The sequence below is a fragment of the Sphingobium sp. 22B genome (assembly GCF_001580035.1).
GTDB lineage: Bacteria > Pseudomonadota > Alphaproteobacteria > Sphingomonadales > Sphingomonadaceae > Sphingobium > Sphingobium fuliginis.
In genome coordinates this window covers 25,568-42,034 of sequence record NZ_LTAB01000014.1, presented here as the reverse complement: position 1 = coordinate 42,034, position 16,467 = coordinate 25,568, and the positions used below count along the sequence as shown (strand labels likewise).

Here is a 16,467-nt window from a genome sequence, read left to right as displayed (position 1 = left end):
ATGGGGTGGTTGTCGATAATCCAACATAGCTGATACTTAATCCAGCGCGAGCGGTTAAGAGAGGGGGCACGAATGCAGCACCAAAGCCATCTGGAATTGAACGAGGATGAAAATCTGAACAGGACCGTCGCGCGCTATATGCTGGACACGCTCCAGGATCTCGCGAAAACCCTCACCGTAGAAACCGTCGCCGTTGCAAAATGGCTGCTTTCATCCTTGCTCGCCGTAAATGGTGCAGCGGCAGTAGCGACATGGCCCATCGCAATGTCGCCGGGCATCAAAATTGCTTCGTGTACTTCTTTCGCCATCGGAGTGCTTCTCCCACTACTGGCAGGTTACACATCACTGAAAACGTCCAAAACCATGTCGGCGGAAGTCGGGAAAATGATTGGTTACTGGCTGGCCGTGGCAGACGACGGCGAGCGAGTTGCATCTATTGAAGCTGAACACGCGGACCTTCCTCGGAAAGCAGAGCAGGCAGGGCAACCAGCAATGCGCCTTGGATGGACGTCTATTCTGGCGTTTGTCGTCGGTCTGATTTTCGCTGGCGTCGGGATAATCATCAACCGCTGACTTACCCAAAAGTTTTTATAGGCGACTCGGGTCAAAAACGGGGTCACTGGCCGCTTTGGTTTTCGCATTTTCCAGGTAGGACCCGCCAATTTTCCTTGCTTTCACGCGGGTTTCGGCGCGTCATCCCTCCATGCTCACAGTCCGCAACATGCCCGACGTCCTGGCGACCGTGCGCCTGTTCGCGCCGCCGGCATTACCCGAGCGTGACCCTCGTTTCGCGCATGGTCCTGCGGAACTCTGCGCGCTCGCTGTGAAGTGGGACGGCACGGTTCCGACTGGCGGGCTGATCGTGCAGGAGAAGTTGGACGGCATCCGCGCGCTATGGATCGACGGGCAACTGGTCACGCGCGGCGGCACCGCGATCGGCGGGACCAGCCATATCGCCGCAGCCCTTGCCCCGCTTGAACGGGTTTTCGGGCGGCCCATGATGCTCGACGGAGAGTTTCAAGTCGACGGCGCCTTACAGCCCACGCTCCGCCACTTCGCCAACGGTGGGCGCTATGGTGACGCTGGACGCCTATTCCTGTTCGACGCGGTGCCCTTGGACGACTGGAGGGCGGACAGATGCCCTATGCCTCTCACGGCCCGCCTGAATGCGCTGGACGCGGCCGGGGCTGCCTTAACTGGCGATGCCGTCTCTGTGCTGCCCTGGCGCCCCTGTTTGACCCCGGGCGCGGTGCAGGCAGAAGCGGCAAGGGTATAGGCGCGTAACGGGGAGGGGCTGGTCGCCAAGGTGCCCGGTTCGCTCTATCGGCGACGGCGTGACTCTGTATGGGTCAAGGTCAAGGACCAAAATGCCGAAGCAAAATGATTGCCGCTGGCTTACGAGAGTCCTCTAGCTGTCGGCAGATTTGTCGCCTGCCGATTGGCTTTGCGAAGATGGTGGCCCTTACTGAGCCTTCTTGCGCTTGCGCATGACTGGCGTGACCAAAAGAGGCTCTTGCAAGTCCATCGGCAACTGAGCGTTCGTCTTTCCGCCAGTAATGGGCATCGGTGGCAGTTGGGGCTCTCGACGGAGTTGCTCGGGAGTGGGGGCGGCTGGTTTAGTGCGCCTTCTCGCAGCCTTCGCCTCTTGGGCGGCTTGTACTGCATTGAGCTCAGTGAGAATTCCCAGATTGGGGCCTGCAATCAAGTCCTTGATGGTTAGAATTTGAATCTTTGACCGGGAGCCACCGGGTAGATCGATACGACCCGCGATTGCCGCCTCTTTTCGCATCTCGGTTGTTGGATTGTCTAGGCAAACCAGTACGCCGAGATCGGCCCTTTCCCTCTCCACCACACTTTTCAACACTCGCACAGCGTCAGGCCCAACCTGTCTTCCCGCCTTTACGGAAACAATCCCATGGCCATATTTTCGGGGACCAAGCAGGAAAGCAATTTCACCGTCGATACCTCTGTCAGGCCCCTTCCCACGAGATTGACCACCAACGCGGCCGACAGCCCACTCTTGGAAGGTGAAGGGATCGAGGCGCGCCAGTTGGCGACCAGCGAATTCGTCTTTGGGAATGCCATCGACGTCGTATTTGGCGTGCGGCAACCATGATTTGATGCGGTCCTGAATGACCTGGATTGCGAGGAAAGTCACGTCAATTCCGATCCACTGGCGGCCCTGCCGTTCCGCTGCATGAATAGCTGTTCCGCAACCGCAGAAAGGGTCGAGTATCAAATCCCCTGGGTTGGACGAGGCTTTTATAATCCGCTCTAGAAGGGCCAGGGGCTTCTGGGTCGGGTATCCAATTCGCTCTTTCGCCTGAGAATTTACCGGCGAAATATCATCCCACATGTCGCTCAGAGGCACGCCGGGCATTTCGTCGAGAAAATGACGTAGCCTCGGCATGCCAGACTTGGCGGCATATTGAAGCCGTCCCTCCTTTTCAAATCGCTCCATATTTGCGCGCGAATAAGCCCAGTAACGGCCGGTCGGTGGACGAACCCCTTTCCATTCATAGCTTACATCGCCGCCCGGTTTCGCTGCCGTCAAATCAGACGTTTTGTACCTCCGACCGTCTGGCATAACGTTGGAATAATGCTGCTTCTTGTAGCCATCGGAGTAATCGGAATATTGCAGATTCCATACGCCGCCCGCGCCTCTGCCATAAAACAAAATGACGTCATGAGTTCTGCCATATCGACTTAGGCCTTGTGCTGCATCATTATGAGAGCTGGTTCTTTTCCATATTATCTCATTTCGATAATTTTCTACGCCAAAGATCCCGTCTAATACGGCTTTGAGGTAATGGCTCGCCGTTGGATCGCAGTGTAAGTATAGCGTGCCGGTCGGCTTAAGGACACGGCGCATCTCAATCAGCCGAACTGTCATCATAGCCAAGTATGCCATCAGGTCACTTTCGCCGAGAAAATCTCTCAGAGACCTGAGCATCTTAAATACCTTGATGTCTCGGATTCGGACTTGATCCATGGCCTCTTCCGCGCCGTCTTCCCAGCGCCAAGTGTCCTCAAAGGCCTTCCGCTGAGCATCGGCGCCCACCGGGGATTTATAAAGAATGTTATAGGTAGCCTTCGAATTGAAAGGAGGGTCGAGGTAAATGAGCTGGATGGTTTCATCTGGTATGTGCTTACGAAGCACGTCAAGGTTGTCCCCGAAATACAGCCTATTCATTGAGTTGATCCCCCAAAAATCCACTCACAAGGGAATTATGTTACATCATTCTTTTATGGAAAGGGTTAACGCCATTCGGACAGGCAGGGAAGTTTAGGAGGCTGGCTCATGGAAGGCTTTGCCGCGTACATTTGTGGCGGCGATCACTTGCGTAGCATGGGGCGAAAAATAATTTGGGGGCCAGATAGGGGGCCACATGTCAAATCATATCTATAAAACGCACAGGAATTAGCCATTTTATAGGCATAATGTGTTGCCGTCCCCGGCACCATTTCCCGTATATTCCATAGGCCTATGACCGTCGGGAATGACGGTATATATTTGGCCGGCTTGCGGTATATCGTCCACTGCCATCCGGGGGATAGCTCCGCGACGATACTGGCGCACCCGTTCAAGCCACGCGCTTATTTCGGCTTTGGGAAAATCTGCATCACAGACAGATGAGGAAAAATGGTGCTGCCGGTGAGGATTGAACTCACGACCTCAGCCTTACCAAGGATGCGCTCTACCACTGAGCTACGGCAGCACTATTTTCAGTTCCATCCGGCTTATCGCGCCGGCGGAGCCGGGCCTATGGCTGCCTCCTCGCGCCATGTCAAGGCGGCTTGCGGCAGAAGATGCAATTTGATTATGGGCGGGCCATGACAAACGGTCAGGACGAACGGAAAGAGCGCTTGGCGCAGGCGTTGCGGGACAATCTGCGTCGCCGCAAGGCACAGTCCCGCGAATCGCGCGACGCGGAAACCCCCCGGCGCCCCGATGGCGCCAAGGGGTAATTCCGATCCGTTACAGCGGGGCGCAGGCCGCCTTCAGCCAGTCGAGCGCGCCGCCCTCCAGTTGCGGGCCGACGATCTCCAGCACCCGGGCGTGATAGGCATCCAGCCACGCGCGCTCCTCGTCCGTCAGCAACTCCGTCGCGATCGCATTCCGGTCGATGGGCGCGTAGGTCAGCGTTTCGAAGCCCAGCATCTCCCGCTCCGCTCCCGGCACGTCGCGGGGTTCGACCAGCACCAGATTCTCGATGCGGATGCCATATTCGCCGGTCTTGTAATAGCCCGGCTCGTTGGAAAGGATCATCCCCGCCTGAAGCGCTTCGTCCCCGCCGCCGAAGGTCGCGATCCGCTGCGGCCCTTCGTGCACCGACAGGAAGCTGCCGACGCCATGCCCGGTGCCATGGGCATAATCCAGCCCTTCCGCCCAAAGGAACTGACGCGCCAGCACGTCGAGCTGCCCGCCCCGCGTCCCCTTGGGAAACTGCGCGCGGGCAAGGGCGACATGCCCCTTCAGCACCAGCGTGAAGCGGCGCTTCATCTCCTGCGTCGGCGTGCCGATGGCGACGGTGCGGGTCACGTCGGTCGTGCCGTCGCGATATTGCCCGCCCGAATCGACCAGATAGAAGCTGCCCGTCTCGATCGGCCGGTTCGTCTTCTCCTCCACCCTGTAATGCACCACCGCGCCATTGGGGCCCGCTCCGGAAATGGTGTCGAAGGACAGGTCCTCCAGCAGCCCGGTCTCCTTGCGGAACGTCTCCAGCTTCGCCGCCGCGCCCAGTTCGTCGACGCCGCCCTTGGGCGCCTCGGTCGCGATCCAGTGCAGGAAACGGCTGAGCGCCGCGCCGTCCCGCGCCTGCGCCGCCTTGTGCCCGGCGATCTCGACCGGGTTCTTCACCGCCTTGGGCAGCACCGCCGGATCGCGCAACGCCAGCACATGCGCGCCGCCGGCCTCCAGGCCCGTGAAGATCGCCGCCACCGCCCGTTCGGGATCGGCGGCGACCGTCTTGCCCGCAAAGCCCGCCAGCGCATCCGCGAACGCCTCGCGGTCATGCACCCGCACCGCATTGCCCAGATGCTTCACCACCGCTTCGTCGATCTTCTCCGGCGCGACATAGAGGTCCGCGGTCGCATCGGCATGGACGATGGCATAGGCGAGCGCGACCGGCGTCCGCTCCACATCCTTGCCCCGGATGTTGAAGGTCCAGGCCAGCGAATCGAGTGCGGACAGCACCGCCGCATCGGCATGCTTCGCCACCAGCCAGTCGGCCATGGCCTGCCGCTTCTCCGCCGCCGACTGCCCGGCATAGCGGTCCTCATGCACTACCAGCTTGGCGTCGCTGGGCGCGGGGCGGTCGGGCCATATGGCGTCGACCGGATTGGTGTCCACCGCCACCAGTTCCGCGCCGCGTTCGGCCAAAGCCTCGCTCGCGGCCTTCACCCAGGCGCGCGTATGCAGCCAGGGATCATAGCCGATCCGCCCGCCGACCGGCGCATGCTCGCCCAGCCACGCCGCGACGGAGGTTTGCGGCACGCTCTCATATTGCCAGTGCGCGCCATCCACCTGCTCGCGCACCTGCAAGGTATAGCGGCCGTCCACGAAGATCGCGGCCTCCTCCGGCAGCACCACCGCGCTGCCCGCCGACCCCTGGAAACCGGTCAGCCAGGCCAGCCGCTGCGCATAGGCGCCGACATATTCGCTCATATGCTCATCGGTCAGCGGCACGACAAAGCCATGCAATTCATCGCGCACCAGTTGGGCGCGCAGGGCTTTCAGCCGGTCTTCATAGCTAGACATCAAATTTCCCTTGGACTTGCCGGCCCTCTTGCGCAGGGCCTATGGCCGCCAACATAAGCAGACCAGCACAGTTTCGCCAGATCAGGACATTGAATGACCGTTCCCGCCCAAGTCCCTGCCGCCGCCCGCCGCCCGCACAGCTTCACCCGTCACGGCATCACCGTGCAGGACCCCTATGCCTGGCTGCGCGATCCCGGCTATCCGGAGGTGAAGGACAGGGACGTGCTCTCCTATCTGGAGGAGGAGAATGGCTTCTTCGAGGCCGCGATGCAGCCGCACAAGGCGCTGACCGACCGCCTGTTCGAGGAGATGAAGGGCCGCATCAAGGAAGATGACAGCTCGGTCCCGCAGAAGGACGGCGACTATATCTACTGGCGCGCGTTCGAGGTCGGCGCCCAATATCGCAAATGGTATCGCAGGCCCGTGGCCGCCCGGGACGACGGCGCCGAGGATCAGCTCATCCTGGACGAACCCGCGCTGGCGGAGGGGCATGACTATTTCCGCCTCGGCGCCCTGTCGGTCAGCCCGGACGGCCGCTACCTCGCCTATGCCATCGACAATAATGGCTCCGAACGGTTCGAGGCGCGGATCAAGGATCTCTTCACCGGCGAAATCCTGCCGGAGGTGATCCCCGATACCCTATCCTCGCTGGTCTGGACGAGCGACAGCAGGGGACTGCTCTACGGCATCGCCAATGAACAATGGCGCACCGACAATGCCCGCCTCCACTGGCTGGGCCAGCCGGTGGAAAGCGACGTCGAACTCTTCCATGAGGATGATGAGGGCTTCCGCGTCTCGGTCGGCCTCACCTCATCCGAAAAATGGATCGTGATCGCGACCGGCGACCATGTGACCAGCGAGGTCTGGCTGCTCCCCGCCGACAATCCCGCCGCCCAGCCGCTGCTCGTCGCCCCGCGCAAGCCGGGCCGCGAATATGAGGTGGATGAGCATGAGGGCACGCTCTACATCCGCACCAACGACACGCATCCCAATTTCCGGCTGGCGAAGGCGTCGCTGGAAAATCCCGGCGACTGGGCCGAAGTGATCGCCCCGGACGCGCATTTCTACCTGACCGACTTCACGCTGTTCAAGGGCTTCTACGTCACGGAGGGGCGGCAGGACGGCCTCGACCAGATCGAACTGCGCGACTATGCGACCCACAGCGCCAGGCGCATTCCCTTCCCGGAGGCGAGCTATTCGGCGTCGCTGGACGATAATCCCGAATATGACGTGACGAAGCTGCGCATCGGCTATGAATCGATGGTCACGCCCGACACCATCTACGACTATCACCTCGCCACCGGTGAGCTGGAAGTGCTGAAGGTGCAGGAGATTCCCTCCGGCTATGATGCGACCCGCTACGCGACCGAGCGTCTCATGATCCCGGCCCGCGACGGCACGCCGATCCCGGTGTCGATCGTCTATCCCAGGGATCTGCCCCGCGACGGCAGCGCGCCGCTGCACCTCTATGGCTATGGCGCCTATGGCATTGCGATGGAGCCGGGCTTTTCCACCAGCCGCCTGTCGCTGCTGGACCGGGGCTTCGCCTTTGCGCTGGCCCATATCCGGGGCGGCGACGACCTCGGCCAGCAATGGTATCTGGACGGGAAGCTCGACAAGCGCACCAACACCTTCACCGATTTCGTGGACGTGGCGAAGGGGCTGATCGAGCGTGGCTACACCTCGAAGGGGCGGATCAGCATTTCCGGCGGATCGGCGGGCGGCGAACTGATGGGGGCAGTCATCAATTCGGACCCCGACCTGTGGGGCGCGGTGGTGGCGCATGTGCCCTTCGTGGACGTGCTCAACACCATGCTGGACGAAACGCTGCCGCTGACGCCGGGCGAATGGCCCGAATGGGGCAATCCGATCGAGGACAAGGCGGCGTTCGAGACGATCCTGTCCTACGACCCCTACAGCAATGTCAGCGCCCAGGCCTATCCGCCGCTGATGGTGACGGCGGGGCTCAACGACCCGCGCGTAACCTATTGGGAACCCGCCAAATGGGTGGCGAAGCTGCGCGCCACCAAGACGGACGGCAACATCCTGCTCCTGAAAACCAATATGGGCGCGGGCCATGGCGGCAAGTCGGGCCGCTTCGAAAGCCTCCACGAAACGGCGGAGGAATTCGCCTTCATCCTCTGGCAACTGGGTATCGAAGAAGCATGAAGGCGCCCGCCTCTCCTCCGTTCGCCCTGAGCTTGTCGAAGGGGCTCTCTTTTCTCGAAGAAGGAAGGGGCTTCGGCAGGCTCAGCCCGAACGGAGGGAGAGGATAATGCCCTCCACCTACACCACCCAATTCACCGCCGGTCCCGGGCATATCGACATTCTGGGCCATGTGAACAACGCTGTCTGGGTGCAGTGGATGGAGCAGGTCGCCACCGAGCATTGGACCCGCGACGCCGCGCCGGAGCATCTGGACGCCTATGTCTGGGTCGTGACCCGGCATGAGATCGACTATCGCGGCAATGTCCGGGAAGGCGAAACCGTCACCGCCCGCACCTGGATTCCCGAAGGCCCGCGCGGCGCCCGTTTCGACCGGCACATGGAATTCACCGGCCCGGACGGCAAGGTGAAGGTCGCGGCCAAGTCCACCTGGGCGATCATCGACCGGGAAACGGGCCGCATCCTCCGGGTTCCTCCCGAAGTCGCGGCCCGCTTCCTCACCTCCTGACCCCCTCCAACCCATGTCCGTCATCCCCGCGCAGGCGGGGATCCATCTCCCGGCATAAGGTGCGGACGCAAGGCCGAGGTGTCGCTTACGCCATCCGCTTTTCCTCTTCCCGCGTCTTCCACAGCGACCAGCCCACCCCCGCGCCGATCAGCGCGAAGGTGACGCCCAGGCTGAGGACCGGCGGAAACTTGTCGCCGCCTAGCAGGAAGTCCGCCACGAAGATCTTCGCTCCGATGAACACCAGGATCGCGGCCAGCGCATATTTCAGATAGTGGAAGCGGTGCACCATCGCCGCCAGCGCGAAATACAGCGCCCGCAGGCCCAATATCGCCATCACGTTCGACGTGTAGACGATGAACGTGTCCGTCGTGATCGCGAAGATCGCGGGCACGCTGTCCACCGCGAACACCAGGTCCGCGAAATTGATCACCACCAGCGCCAGCAGCAGGGGCGTCGCCGCCGTCACCGCCCGGCCGGTCTTCGGATCGGTCATGCGCGCCAGGAAATGCTCGCCATGCAGCTCCGGCGTCACCCGCATATGGCGGGAAATGAAGCGGATCGCCGGATTGTTGCCGACGTCCATCGGCTTGTCCCCGGTGAACATCATCCTGATGCCGGTGAAGATCAGGAAGGCGGCGAACAGGTACAGCACCCAATAGGCCTGATGCAGCAGCATCGCCCCGCCCGCGATCATCAGGCCGCGCAGCACGATCACGCCGATGATGCCCCAGAGCAGCGCGCGATACTGATATTTGGCCGGAATCGCGAAAGTGGAGAAGATCAGGCTGATGACGAAGACATTGTCGATGGACAGCGCCTTCTCGATGAAGAAGCCGGTGAAATATTGCATGCCCGGCTCAGGCCCGCGGACGAACCAGACCCAGAGGCCGAATGCGCAGGCGATGCTGATGTAGAAGACGGAAAGTTTCAGGCTCTCCCTGATGCCGATTTCCTTGTTCTCCTTGTGCAGGAAACCAAGGTCGAAGGCGGTCAGCGCCACGACGATGGCGAAAAAGGCGAGCCAGAACCAGGCGGGCGTCCCCAGCCAGTCCGTGACGAGAAATTCCATGGGATATGCTCCTCTCGTTCAACGACAAAGGTCGATCGGAGAATCCGCTGCCATGAATGGGGGATGGGGTGAGCCAGACCGCCATGCGCATCGGATAGTCCGATGCGGTCCGACATCACGCGCTGGGAAAAGCGCGCCAGAGGGGCCCGGTCCGCGAGGGGGGAGGATAAAGGGTGAGGCGGCAAAAATCAACCGGCCTGAGGTGTTCCGGCGGGTTTTGGCCAATTCAGGACTTCCCCTCCCGCAGGCGGGAGGGGTTAGGGGCGGGCGCGAGCGTAGCGAGCTTCTGACTTAGCCGTTGCAAAACAGCGCAGATCTCGCGCCAGCCCACCCCCTAACCCCCTCCCGCCTGCGGGAGGGGGAATGTCCGCTTCCCACCCAAGGCAGCCGTCACCCTCTCCCGCCAGGCCCTTCCACCACCTCAAACACATCCTCGATCCCCGGCTCGACCGGCATATCGTCCCGCTCGGTCGCCTGCCGCGCCCACATCGCCGCATAAAGCCCGTCCGCCCGCACCAGATCGCCATGCCGCCCGCGCTCGACCACGCGGCCCTTCTCCATGACGATGATCTCATCGGCATCGACCACGGTGGAAAGCCGGTGCGCCACGATCAGCGTCGTGCGCTTGCGCGCGATGCTGCGCAGCACGTCCTGAATCTCCGTCTCGGTCCGGCTGTCGAGCGCGCTGGTCGCTTCGTCCAGCACCAGAACCGGCGGGTCCTTCAGCAGCGTCCGCGCAATCGCCACCCGCTGCTTTTCGCCGCCGGACAGCTTCAATCCCCGCTCGCCCACCCGCGTCTCATAGCCCTGCGGCAGGCCCATGATGAAATCATGGATCGACGCAGCCTTTGCCGCCGCCTCGATCTCTTCCTGCGTCGCGCCCTCGCGCCCATAGCCGATATTATAGCCGACCGTATCGTTGAACAGCACCATGTCCTGCGGCACGATGCCAATCGCTGAACGCAGCGACTGCTGCGTCACCGCCGATATGTCCTGCCCGTCGATGCTGATCCGCCCACCCTGTATGTCGTAGAAACGGAACAGCAGCCGCGCGATGGTGGACTTGCCCGCGCCAGAAGGCCCCACAATCGCCAATGTCCTGCCGGCGGGCACGGTGAAGCTCACCCCGTGCAATATCTCCCGCTCCGGATCATAGCCGAAATGCACATGGTCGAAGCGCACTTCGCCCGCCTCGACATGCAGCATCGGGGCGTCCGGCGCGTCGCTGATCTCCGCCTGCGTGTCGATCAGCCTGTACATCGCCTCCATGTCGATCAGCCCCTGGCGGATGGTGCGATACACCATGCCCAACAGGTCGAGCGGCCGGAAAAGCTGGCTCAGCAGCGTGTTCACCAGCACCACGTCGCCGGTAGAGAACTGACCCCGGCTCCACCCCCAGACGGTATAGCCCATCGCCCCCGCCATCATCAGGTTGGTGATCAGCGACTGGCCGATGTTCAGCCAGGCAAGGCTGTTTTCCGACTTCACCGCCGCGTCGGCGTACCGCCGCATCGCCTTGCCGTAACGCGTGGCTTCGCGCTCCTCCGCGCCGAAATATTTGACCGTCTCGAAATTCAGCAGGCTATCGACGGCATGGGCGACCGCATTGGTGTCCATGTCCACCATGTCGCGGCGCAGCTGGTTGCGCCATTCGGTGATGGTCCGGGTGAACCAGATATAGAGCGCCACCATGACCAGCGTCGCCGCGACCAGCCCGGCTCCGAACTTCACGAAGAAGATCACGCACACCGCCGCCAGTTCCAGCACCGTCGGCGCGATGTTGAAGAGGAGGAAATAGAGCATCGTATCGATGCTCTTGGTGCCGCGCTCGACGATCTTGGTGACGGCCCCGGTACGCCGGTCGAGATGGAAGCGCAGCGACAGCCGGTGCAGGTGGACGAACACATCGTCGGCCAGCCGCCGCCCGGCTTCCTGCCCGACCCGCTCGAAAATGGCGTTGCGCAGATTGTCGAACAGCACGCTGCCGAAGCGCGCGCCCGCATAGGCGACGACCAAGGCGATGGCGAGGCCCGCGCCGGATTCCATGCCCGGCGCCATGCGGTCGATCGCGCCCTTATAGGCGAAGGGCATGGCAAGGCTGACGACCTTCGCCACCAGCACCAGCGCCATGGCGATGGCGACGCGCCGCCGCAGGGCCGGGGCGTCGGCTGGCCAGAGATAGGGAAAGAAGCGCCGCATCGTCGCCCAGACGGGCGGAAGGGGGCTATTGTCGGGCGTGGATGGCGGCATGGGGGTTATGTAATGGGGAAGCCTTCACCTCACAATAAGCCCCTCCCCTTCAGGGGAGGGGAGTGAGGCAGCCTTCAATCCCGCAGCAGCTCGTTGATCCCGGTCTTCGACCGCGTCTGCGCGTCGACCCGCTTCACGATCACCGCGCAATAAAGGCTCGGCCCCGGCGTCCCGTCGGGCAGGGGCTTGCCGGGCAGGGATCCGGGCACGACCACCGAATAGGGCGGCACTTCGCCGATGAACACTTCGCCCGTGGCGCGGTCGATGATCTTGGTGGACATGCCGATGAACACGCCCATCGACAGCACCGAACCCTTGCCGATGCGCACGCCCTCCACGACTTCGGACCGCGCGCCGATGAAGCAGTCGTCCTCGATGATCACCGGATCGGCCTGCAACGGCTCCAGCACGCCGCCGATGCCGACCCCGCCCGACAGATGGACATTCTTGCCGATCTGCGCGCAGCTTCCCACCGTCACCCAGGTGTCGACCATCGTGCCCTCATCGACGAAGGCGCCGATATTCACGAAGCTCGGCATCAGGATCACATTCTTGGCGATATGCGCGCCCGCGCGGGCGAACGACCCCGGCACCGCGCGGAAACCGGCGGCGCGAAAGGCGGCTTCATCCCAACCCGCGAACTTGCTCGGCACCTTGTCCCACCAGTGGCCCGCGCCCGGCCCGTTGCCGATCATGACATTGTCGTTGAGGCGGAAGGACAGCAGCACCGCCTTCTTCGCCCATTGATTGACCTGCCAGCCTTCAGCGGCCGGCTCCGCCACGCGCAGTTCGCCCTTGTCCAGCAGGGCAAGCGCCCTGTCCACCGCCTGACGGACCTCGCCCTGCGTCTGCAGATTGACATTGGCCCGGTCCTCCCAGGCGGCGTCGATGGTCGCGATCAGTTCGTTGCTCATGGCTGCTCCCCAAAAATATCCGCCAGAAACGGCGTCAGATGGTCGGTTTCGAAGTCGATGAAGTCGGGATGATGCTCGTGATTGCCCGCCTCGGACCCGTTATTGACCCAGATGGTGGTCATGCCGATCGCCTTGGCCGGGCGCAGGTTGCGCGCCATATCCTCGAAAAAGGCGGCGCGGCCCGGCTCCACATGATGCACCCGGCACAGTTCGGCATAGCCCGACGGATCGGGCTTGGGCACATATTGGCAGGCATGGATGTCGTGGATCAGCTCGAATGCGCCGGTCAGGCCCAGCTTGTCGAGCACCCGCGTCGCATAGGCGCCGTCGCCATTGGTGAAGATCAGCCGCCGCCCCGGCAGCGCCGCGATATGGGCGTTCAGCGTCTCGTCCACCTCCAGCCGGTCCATGGAAATGTCGTGGACATAGTCCAGAAAGGCCTGCGGCTCGATCCCATGATGGTGCATCAGGCCGGACAGGGTGGTGCCATGCTCCAGGAAATAGCGCTTCTGCGTTTCCTTCGCGACGACCGGATCGCAGCCGAGCAGGCCCTGGATGAACTCGCCCATCTTCACGTCGATCAGCGCGAAAAGGTCCGCCTTCGCCGGGTAGAGCGTGTTGTCCAGATCGAAGATCCAGGTGTCGACATGGGCGAGATCGGCGCGCATGGCCGGGCCCTAGTCCCGTGCGGCGGGCAGGGCAAGGGCCATGGCCTACTTCCCGACAGCCAATCCCGACCACGCTCCTGCGCGCGCAGGAGCGCGACGCGCATCACCCGCAGCCCGGCGCTTCCGAATCCTGGTAAAAGCTCTGCACCGCTTTCCACGCTTCCTCGGCCGTTTCCACCCAGGTCAGCAGGTTGAGGTCCGACGGAGAGATCACGCCTTCGTCCGCCAGCGCCTCGAAATCCACCACGCGCGTCCAGAATTCGCGCCCGAACAGCAGGATCGGGATCGGCTTCATCTTGCCGGTCTGGATCAGCGTCAGCAGTTCGAACATCTCGTCGAACGTGCCGAAGCCGCCGGGGAACACCGCCAGCGCCCGCGCCCGCAGCAGGAAATGCATCTTGCGCAGCGCGAAATAGTGGAACTGGAAGCTCAGCTCCGGCGTGACGAAGCGGTTGGGCGCCTGTTCATGGGGCAGCACGATGTTCATGCCGATGGTGGCGGCGCCCACATCGTCGGCGCCGCGATTGGCCGCCTCCATGATCGAGGGGCCGCCGCCCGAGCAGACGACGAAATGGCGGCATCCCGCCTCGTTCACCGGATATTGCGCCGCGATCCGGGCCAGCTTGCGCGCCTCGTCATAATAGCGCGCCTTTTTGCCCAGATTTTCCGCGATCCGCCGCTGTTCGGGCGTGGTCGCGGCGTCGATGCGCGCCTGCGCCTGCTCCGGTTCGGGAATGCGCGCCGATCCGTAGAAGACGAAGGTCGATTCGATCTTCGCCTCGTCCATCAGCAATTGGGGTTTCAGCAATTCCAGCTGGAACCGCACCGGCCGCAAATCCTCCCGCAGCAGGAATTCGGTGTCCTGAAAGGCCAGGCGGTAGGCGGCGCTGCTGGTCTGCGGTGTTTCCACCCCCTTGCGGGCGTCGGCGGCTTCCTGACGGGCGGGGCGGAATTTGCGTTCTTCGATTTCTTTTCTGGTCATTTTCACCAAGGTAGGCGGCCAAGGCGGCAAAGCCAAGGCGGTTAAGATTAAATGCCGTTAAGTTCGGCCCGCTTCTTCCGCCCGCCCAGCGGCCAAAGCCGCCGCGTTCCCGTTTCCGCTCAGCGGCAGAAGCCGCCGCGGCCGCCCATGTCGAAGTGAAAATGGTCGTGATGGGCGGCGTTGTAATCGGGGCTCAGCACCGTGCGGAACCGCTTGCAGGCGCTGGCGTGGATGATCTCCAGAAACTGGCGGACGCGCCGGTCGCCGTTCCAGTCGTTCTGGATGGTGATGCGCCGCCCGTCGCTCAGCACGAATCCCGACACGTCGACCGCATTGCTGTGGGCATGTTCGCTCAGCTTGCCGCTGCCCGCGATCGGCCGGCAATTATAGGTGCCGAACGTCTCGATCTTCTCGACCTCCGCCCCCAGGATCAACCGGGCGGCAGGCTGCACGCCGAAGCGGGCCCAGGCCGCGAAATTGGCCGCCAGATTGCAGGTCATCGCACCCAGATTGGTCGCGGGCACGCCGATGTCGAGCAGCTTGACGCTGCCATAGGCGCTGCACCCGCCGCCGAAATTCTGGTCCGGAAGGGGCGTGAAGAGGACGGATTGCGATTGCAGCTTCGCCATGCACTGCCGCACTTCCATGGGCGGCGGGGCGGCTGGCCGGGCGGTCTTAACGGGCCTTGCCGGGCGTTCCACCCGGCCGCGCGGGACGAGGTCGCCGCCGCAGCCTGCCAGCGTCAGCGCGGCAGCCGCTGCGGCCGCCAGCGCCAGGCCGCGAAAAATCGCTTTCCCCCTAACCCGCTCGATCATGACGGGACCATTTACCACGTCCGGCTGGCCCAAGGGTTAACGGCATGCTCGGTTCATCGCGTCCAGACATTCAACTTGACTCTTTGGCCGGAGACTTTAGGGCGGCCAGCGGGCCACGCGGTCCCAACGCCGCGCGTGCTCTCTGTAAGGAGACGCATTACATGACTGACCTGACTGCCGTTGACGCCACCCTTGCGCCTGCTGAAAAGCCCGCCAACCGTCCGGCCAAGAAACCCGAGCGCCCCTATTTCTCTTCCGGTCCCTGCGCCAAGCCTCCGGGCTGGAGCGCCGACAAGCTGAGCGCCGACTCCCTCGGCCGCTCGCACCGCGCCAAGATCGGCAAGACCCGCCTCGCTTATTGCATCGACCTGATGCGCGAGCTGCTGAACCTGCCCGAAACCCACCGCATCGGCATCGTCCCCGGTTCCGACACCGGCGCCTTCGAAATGGCGATGTGGACGATGCTGGGCGCCCGCCCGGTGACGACGCTGGCCTGGGAAAGCTTCGGCGAAGGCTGGGTGACGGACGCTGCCAAGCAGTTGAAGCTCGATCCGACGATCATCCGCGCCGACTATGGCCAATTGCCCGACCTGAACGGTGTGAACTTCGCCCATGACGTGCTGTTCACCTGGAACGGCACCACCTCCGGCGTGCGCGTGCCGAACGCCGACTGGATTCCGGCCGACCGCGAAGGCCTGACCTTCGCCGACGCCACCAGCGCGGTCTTCGCCTATGAGATCGACTGGACCAAGATCGACGTCGCCACCTTCTCCTGGCAGAAGGTGCTGGGCGGCGAGGGCGGTCATGGCGTGCTGATCCTCGGTCCCCGCGCGGTCGAGCGCCTCGAAACCCACACCCCGGCCTGGCCGCTGCCCAAGGTCTTCCGCCTGATGGCGAAGGGCAAGCTGGCCGAGGGCATCTTCAAGGGCGAGACGATCAACACCCCCTCCATGCTGGCGGTCGAGGATGCGATCTTCGCGCTGGAATGGGGCAAGTCGATCGGCGGCCTCACGGGGCTGATCGCGCGCAGCAACGCCAATGCGGCGGCGCTGAACAGGATCGTCGAGGAACGCGACTGGCTTGGCCATCTCGCCGCCGATCCCGCCTCCCGCTCGACCACCAGCGTCTGCCTGACCGTCGAGGGCGCGGACGAAGCCTTCATCAAGAGCTTCGCGGCCCTGCTGGAGAAGGAAGGCGCCGCCTATGACGTCGCGGGCTATCGCGACGCCCCGGCGGGCCTGCGCATCTGGTGCGGCGCGACGGTCGAGACCGCCGACATCGAAGCGCTGGGGCCTTGGCTCGACTGGGCCTACGCCACCGTCAAGGCTGCTTGA

At 63.1% G+C, this 16,467-nt stretch carries 14 protein-coding genes and 1 tRNA gene; 6 read left to right on the top strand and 9 right to left on the bottom strand.

Features of this window, described 5'->3' with window-relative positions; all coding sequences use genetic code 11:
• Window positions 1-72: 72 nt before the first annotated feature.
• Window positions 73-573, top strand: coding sequence for a hypothetical protein (locus tag A0J57_RS13940; RefSeq protein ID WP_061938548.1), 501 nt, complete (start codon window positions 73-75; stop codon window positions 571-573).
• 130 nt (window positions 574-703) lie between these two features.
• Window positions 704-1,276 (top strand): hypothetical protein, encoded by a 573-nt coding sequence (locus tag A0J57_RS13935; RefSeq protein ID WP_062017248.1) that lies wholly within the window; start codon window positions 704-706, stop codon window positions 1,274-1,276.
• A 186-nt stretch (window positions 1,277-1,462) separates the two neighbouring features.
• On the opposite strand, the gene A0J57_RS13930 is transcribed toward A0J57_RS13935, so the two are convergent.
• Both A0J57_RS13930 and A0J57_RS13925 read right to left on the bottom strand, forming a co-directional pair.
• On the bottom strand, window positions 1,463-3,193 hold the full coding sequence (locus A0J57_RS13930) for a site-specific DNA-methyltransferase (RefSeq protein ID WP_061938681.1): 1,731 nt from the start codon (window positions 3,191-3,193) through the stop codon (window positions 1,463-1,465).
• A 451-nt stretch (window positions 3,194-3,644) separates the two neighbouring features.
• Window positions 3,645-3,719, bottom strand: a tRNA-Thr gene (locus A0J57_RS13925).
• Between the two features lie 115 nt (window positions 3,720-3,834).
• Here A0J57_RS13925 and A0J57_RS27190 point away from each other — a divergent pair.
• On the top strand, window positions 3,835-3,969 hold the full coding sequence (locus A0J57_RS27190) for a hypothetical protein (RefSeq protein WP_255309048.1): 135 nt from the start codon (window positions 3,835-3,837) through the stop codon (window positions 3,967-3,969).
• A gap of 10 nt (window positions 3,970-3,979) precedes the next feature.
• Here A0J57_RS27190 and A0J57_RS13920 read toward each other — a convergent pair whose 3' ends face one another.
• Window positions 3,980-5,761 (bottom strand): aminopeptidase P family protein, encoded by a 1,782-nt coding sequence (locus tag A0J57_RS13920; protein ID WP_048576412.1) that lies wholly within the window; start codon window positions 5,759-5,761, stop codon window positions 3,980-3,982.
• A 93-nt stretch (window positions 5,762-5,854) separates the two neighbouring features.
• On the opposite strand from A0J57_RS13920, the gene A0J57_RS13915 reads away from it, so the two are divergent.
• A complete protein-coding gene (locus A0J57_RS13915) occupies window positions 5,855-7,930 on the top strand; it encodes a S9 family peptidase (RefSeq protein WP_048576413.1) in 2,076 nt (691 codons plus the stop codon).
• Window positions 7,931-8,036: 106 nt separating this feature from the next.
• Window positions 8,037-8,435: a thioesterase family protein gene (locus A0J57_RS13910; RefSeq protein WP_025549770.1), complete on the top strand. Its 399-nt coding sequence runs from the start codon at window positions 8,037-8,039 to the stop codon at window positions 8,433-8,435.
• A gap of 85 nt (window positions 8,436-8,520) precedes the next feature.
• Here the strand turns inward: A0J57_RS13910 and A0J57_RS13905 are convergent, their stop codons facing one another.
• From A0J57_RS13905 to A0J57_RS13880, 6 genes are all read right to left on the bottom strand, one after another.
• Entirely contained in the window at window positions 8,521-9,504 is a 984-nt protein-coding gene (locus A0J57_RS13905; protein WP_061938542.1) for a TerC family protein, read from the bottom strand.
• A gap of 390 nt (window positions 9,505-9,894) precedes the next feature.
• Window positions 9,895-11,754: an ABC transporter ATP-binding protein/permease gene (locus A0J57_RS13900; RefSeq protein WP_048578824.1), complete on the bottom strand. Its 1,860-nt coding sequence runs from the start codon at window positions 11,752-11,754 to the stop codon at window positions 9,895-9,897.
• Between the two features lie 74 nt (window positions 11,755-11,828).
• Window positions 11,829-12,668 carry a 2,3,4,5-tetrahydropyridine-2,6-dicarboxylate N-succinyltransferase gene (dapD, locus tag A0J57_RS13895; RefSeq protein ID WP_061940097.1) on the bottom strand — a complete coding sequence of 280 codons (840 nt, stop codon included), beginning with the start codon at window positions 12,666-12,668 and terminating at the stop codon, window positions 11,829-11,831.
• On the bottom strand, window positions 12,665-13,336 hold the full coding sequence (locus A0J57_RS13890) for a pyrimidine 5'-nucleotidase (RefSeq protein WP_061940095.1): 672 nt from the start codon (window positions 13,334-13,336) through the stop codon (window positions 12,665-12,667). The genes dapD and A0J57_RS13890 overlap by 4 nt, the downstream gene beginning before the upstream one ends.
• A 103-nt stretch (window positions 13,337-13,439) precedes the next feature.
• Entirely contained in the window at window positions 13,440-14,318 is an 879-nt protein-coding gene (locus A0J57_RS13885; protein ID WP_025551839.1) for an LOG family protein, read from the bottom strand.
• 119 nt (window positions 14,319-14,437) lie between these two features.
• Window positions 14,438-15,133 carry an extensin family protein gene (locus tag A0J57_RS13880; RefSeq protein ID WP_061940093.1) on the bottom strand — a complete coding sequence of 232 codons (696 nt, stop codon included), beginning with the start codon at window positions 15,131-15,133 and terminating at the stop codon, window positions 14,438-14,440.
• A 161-nt stretch (window positions 15,134-15,294) separates the two neighbouring features.
• Between A0J57_RS13880 and A0J57_RS13875 the strand changes: the two genes are divergently transcribed.
• Window positions 15,295-16,467: a phosphoserine transaminase gene (locus A0J57_RS13875; RefSeq protein ID WP_061940091.1), complete on the top strand. Its 1,173-nt coding sequence runs from the start codon at window positions 15,295-15,297 to the stop codon at window positions 16,465-16,467.